The organism is Oceanobacillus alkalisoli (assembly GCF_021556485.1).
Taxonomy (GTDB): Bacteria; Bacillota; Bacilli; order Bacillales; family Amphibacillaceae; genus Oceanobacillus; species Oceanobacillus alkalisoli.
Window position 1 is genome coordinate 1 of the sequence record NZ_JAKGBW010000041.1, and the last position, 621, is coordinate 621.

Below are 621 nucleotides of genomic sequence, written 5' to 3' on the forward strand. Positions count from 1 at the left end.
ATGATAGTCATGAATAGCCTGAAATTCAGCTAAATGAATGCCTAATCTTCCCGACCCATCCCCCTTTCGATTTCCTTTAACTTTTTTAATAGACCATTCTCCGCCTCCAAGTATTGATTACGATGCTCCAACTCCTGAATACGAAGTTGTAATTTTTCTTCCTCTGTCAATACCGGCTTCGAATCTAACGACTTTCCACGTCGGTCCTGAAGAGCTCGCTCCCCATCCTGTTGGTATTTACGAACCCAGCTATAGACTTGTTGATAGGAAACCTGATATTTCTCTGTGGCCTTTTGGTAATTCAAGTTATTGGCAATGGTGTATTGAGTAATTTCTATGCGCTCCTGAAATGTTGTCTTGCGCCCCTTATTCATTTCTTCTCTTCCCCCAGTAGATTTAAATTCTTTCCCACTAGTATAATGCTTTACCCACCGGGATAAAACAGAACGACTTGAAATATCGAATTTTTTACAGGTTTCTTCTAAGTTACCCTCATGGTTCAAGTAAAACTCGACTGCTTGCATCTTCAATTCTTTAGGGTACGTTTTCGGGCTCGTTGATTCTTTTAAGCCCTCTACACCATGTAGTTGATATTTGCGCATCCAAGCATGAATGGTAGTG

At 40.7% G+C, this 621-nt stretch carries 1 protein-coding gene; it reads right to left on the bottom strand.

What is annotated here, in order from left to right; genetic code table 11:
- Positions 1–41 precede the first annotated feature (41 nt).
- Positions 42–621, bottom strand: a 580-nt coding sequence (locus LZD48_RS18400; RefSeq protein ID WP_235764129.1) for a helix-turn-helix domain-containing protein, incomplete at its 5' end; no start/stop codon positions are given.